Origin of the sequence: Mycobacterium sp. SMC-17, from assembly GCF_045310915.1 — a bacterium.
GTDB lineage: Bacteria > Actinomycetota > Actinomycetes > Mycobacteriales > Mycobacteriaceae > Mycobacterium.
In genome coordinates, this window is sequence record NZ_JBJIAK010000114.1 from 1 (window position 1) to 4,080 (window position 4,080).

General features: G+C 67.8%; 3 protein-coding genes. All 3 read left to right on the forward strand.

Annotation, left to right across the window (positions count from 1 at the left end; translation table 11 throughout):
* Positions 1-308: 308 nt before the first annotated feature.
* Complete coding sequence (locus tag ACJH7A_RS30105; RefSeq protein WP_212812001.1) at positions 309-875, forward strand: Hint domain-containing protein; 567 nt, start codon at positions 309-311, stop codon at positions 873-875.
* A 149-nt stretch (positions 876-1,024) separates the two neighbouring features.
* Positions 1,025-2,554, forward strand: a complete 1,530-nt coding sequence (locus ACJH7A_RS30110; protein ID WP_212812002.1) for a CdaR family transcriptional regulator — start codon at positions 1,025-1,027, stop codon at positions 2,552-2,554.
* A gap of 259 nt (positions 2,555-2,813) precedes the next feature.
* Positions 2,814-4,079 carry an FAD-binding oxidoreductase gene (locus tag ACJH7A_RS30115; RefSeq protein WP_212812003.1) on the forward strand — a complete coding sequence of 422 codons (1,266 nt, stop codon included), beginning with the start codon at positions 2,814-2,816 and terminating at the stop codon, positions 4,077-4,079.
* The last annotated feature ends 1 nt before the right edge of the window (position 4,080 follow it).

The window sequence follows — 4,080 nt, forward strand, 5'->3', positions numbered from 1 at the left end:
GCTAGATCACCGGCGGACGGCATTCGGTTTCGGGGCCGGCTCCCGACTACACCTGCAGAACGTGTCCGACATTGCCGACGGATATCAGAACTGGTGTATTCAGGGGAATCGTCGTGGTGAACTTCGTACCGGGTGAACGGTCGTGGTGGCGTCGTAGCCGTTGGTGGCGGGTACCGGTGGCTTTGATGGTCACCATCGTGCTTTCTCTTTGCGGGATACTCTGGTTGGCCGGCATCGATCGCCCACGTTCAGAGCAACACGCAGGTGCGCCGCGCGCGCAGCAATTCGCCGACAGTCCGGCAGCGGTCATGGCTGCCGAGTCACTGACAACCCCACTGACACAGCATGTTCCGTGCGCGGGCCAATCCTTCGGCCCGGACACGCTGGTCCTGATGGCCAATGGCACCAAGCGCCCCATCGCGGAACTCAAGGTCGGCGATCGGGTGTGGTCAGTCGACCCGGAAACCGGGCGCACCAGCGGTCAGCCCGTGGAGGCGGTCCTGGTCAACCACGACACCGACCTGCTCGACCTCACGATCACCAACGCCGCCGATGTCACTTCGGTGGTACACACAACCGCCAAGCATCCCTTCTACAGCACGGCCCGGGCGCAGACAGAGCCGTCCGAGGTCTCCGAGCTGGCCGCCACCACTGGCGGAGCCATTCGGCCGGGAGCCGAATGGGTTGACGCGAAAGACCTGCGTCCCGGTGATCGGTTGACCACCCCGTTCCGGGACAGCGTCGCGCAGGTCGCAGGTAGCACTTCGGTATTCGGCACGGCCGACATGTGGGATCTGACGGTCGCGAACACCCACGCCTTCTTCGTCGCGACCGTGACCGCGGCGGTTCTGGTCCACAACTGCCCCACGCAGTAGGCACGATGAATTCGGTTGCTGCCGTGGATATCAACTGATCCTGTAAGTACTGGGATCGGCGCGGCGTCATCGCGTCAGGGAGCCCGCCGTTGACCGGGGCGCATTCGGCAACCGATACGCTGGGGTTGATTCGGCATAGGGAGCGGCCCGTGGTCACGTTGGACCGCCTAGCCAATGTGCTGGGCAGCTATGGCGTGCGATTGCGGTTTTGTCCTGTCCCGCGGTCCACGGAGTTGCGCAGCGTGGTGCTGCATGAACTCATCGAGGACCGCGCCGTCGTCGGTGACGTGCTGCTGGGTATCGGCGCGCAATCAGTGCAGCAGGCGGTGCACTGGGCGGCGCAAGCCCGTGCCGTGGTCGTACTCGTCCGCGCCGAGGGCGATGACGACACCGCATTCGCCGGTGCGGCCGAAGGTGTAGCCGTGATGGTGGTCGACCCGGCGATGTCCTGGAGCGAGTTGGCCGCGGTCATCTTCGGGCTGGTCCTGGAGGGCCGTGAAACCGAATCCGGTCGCGGGCCAACGGATCTGTTCGCACTGGCCGACAGTTTGGCCGAGTCCGCGGGCGGGGCGGTCATCATCGAGGACCGGCTCTCGCGGGTCTTGGCGTACTCGCGGCGCCAGCGCGGCGCCGACCCGGCACGGGTGGCGACCATCGTCGAGCGACAGGCGCCGGAGGAGCTGCGGGCCTTCTTTGACGCTCGGGGTGTGTACGCGCATTTGGAGTCTTCTGACGAACCGTTGTTTGTCGGCCCGGACTCTGCTCACGGTGTGACCGGGCGCATGGTGGTGGCGGTGCGGTCGGGTCGTCAGCTCATGGGGTCGGTGTGGGTCGAGTGCGCGACACCGTTGGCCGGGGCTGCGCTCACTGCGTTGGCCGACGGGGCTCACACGGTGGCCCTGCACCTGTTGCGGTCACGTGCCAGCGCGGACCTCGAGCGGCAAGTGGAATCCGAACTGGTGATCCGGTTGCTGGAGGGCACTGCCGATGCCGCCACCGCCGCCAGCCGACTGGGCCTGCCGCACACCGTGTTGCGGGTGGTTGCGCTGCAGGCGTTCATCGGCGCGGAACGCGACGCGGCGCTGCTGTTGGCGTTCGAGCGAGCCACGACCGGCTTTGGTTGGTCACGGCCGGGCCGCAGTGCCCTGGCCGGCAACACCGTGTACACGCTGCTGCCCGGCGAACAATCAGAAGCTGCCAGGAAGTGGGTTTCCAGCCTGCAGGCGGCATTGCCCGAGCGGGTGATGCTGTTGGCCGGTATCAGTGGTGCCGCAGAGGTCGCTGATCTGGTCGCGGCGCGCCACGAGGCCGACGAGTGCCTGGCGCTACACGAGACGTCGCCGACCGGCGTCGCCCCTCCGGCCTACGACGAGTCGTGGGACGACATCCTGCTGCAACGGTTGCGCAGTGCGGCACGCTCAGGACGCTCCCCCGATCGCCGGCCGGTGGCCGAACTGCGCCGGCACGACCGCGACCACGCCACCGACTACCTGCCCACCCTGCGGGCCTGGCTCGAGGCCCAGGGCGACCCCACCGAAGCGGGCAACCGGCTGGGTGTGCACGAGAACACCGTGCGGTACCGGCTCCGCAAGATGGCCGAAATCACGAATCTGCCACTCGACGATGCCAAGAAGCGGCTGGCCATGATGATCGAACTCGCCGCCACCGACACCGACTGACCAGTCCGGGCTGTCGAAACACGACAAAGCGCGCCAGCCGGCGCTGTACGCCTCCGGCACCTCACGGCGCGTCGAAGCCGGTCGCGGAGATGCTCGCTGCCGGCGCCTACCCGATTCGCCGGGACACGGCCGCGCTCACGAGGGCGTTGTCGAATCTCGACAACCCGGCATCGGCCTCTTGTCGGATTTCAGCAAATGCCTTTCTCCTGGTGAAGCCACCATGGACGCAAGGACGAAAGTTCGGATGCGGAGGTTTGTGATGAGCGGCGGCGAGCGCATTGACGGCGGACCCCGGTCGGCGATCGTGGTCGGTGCGGGCATCGTCGGGCTGTCGACGGCGTGGTTCCTGCAAGAGCGCGGCCTCGATGTCACCGTGGTTGACCGCACCGGCGTGGCCGCCGGAGCATCGTGGGGCAACGCCGGCTGGATCGCACCGGCACTGACGGTGCCGCTGAACTCACCCGGTGTGCTGCGATATGGGCTGCGCGCCCTCGTCGATCCGGCCGCCCCGTTGCACATTCCCTTGACCGCCGACGCCGAGCTCGGGGCCTTCTTGATGCGCTTCGTCGCCAACTGCCGACCCGAGTCGTGGAACCGGGCGGTGCGCGCCAACGTGCCGCTCAACGAAGAAGCCATCGAAGCCTTCGACGTACTCGTCGCCAACGGCGTCGACGCACCGGTGACCGATGCCCCGATCACCGCCCTGTTCCGCAGCACCGAACAAGCCGAACGCATGATGCGCGAACTCAAGCATCTCGAAAGGGCCGGGCAGACAATATCTGTCACCGCTCTGGCCGGCGAGGCGCTACGCGAGCAAGTGCCGCTGGCATCGCAGGCGATCACCGCCGCCCTGAGCATCAACGGTCAACGCTTCGTCGATCCCGGCCGGTTCGTCCACGCGCTGAGTCAGGCGGTCGTGCGGCGCGGCGCGACGATGCGCACATTGGAGGTGCGCGACGTGTCCAGCTCGGGCAGCGGGGTCAGCGTCCACCCGCCAAATGACGAGCCGTTGACCGCCGACACCGCGGTGATCGCCACCGGCGCATGGCTATCCCGGCTCGCCGGCAGTCGGATACGCGTGCCCGTGCAGGCCGGTCGCGGCTACTCGTTCACGGTGCCCGTGGACCGTCCCATCCCCGGGCCCGTCTACCTGCCCGATGTGCGGGTTGCGTGCACGCCCTACCACGGCGCGCTGCGGGTGGCGGGAACCATGGAATTCCGCGCCCCGCACGATCCGGCGATACCGGCGCGGGTCGATGCCATCGTCACCTCCGCGGCTCCCTTGCTGCAGGGCGTGCGGTGGGCCGAACGCAGCGAGATGTGGGTGGGCCCGCGCCCCGTCACTCCCGACGGCCGCCCACTCATCGGGGAGGTGACGCGCGGCGTCTACGTTGCCGGCGGCCACGGCATGTGGGGACTGGCTCATGGACCGGTGACCGGCCGGCTACTGGCCGAACAGATCACCACCGGCAAGCAACCCCAAGCCCTGCGCGAATTCGACCCGCTGCGCCGAACGGGGCGCTAGA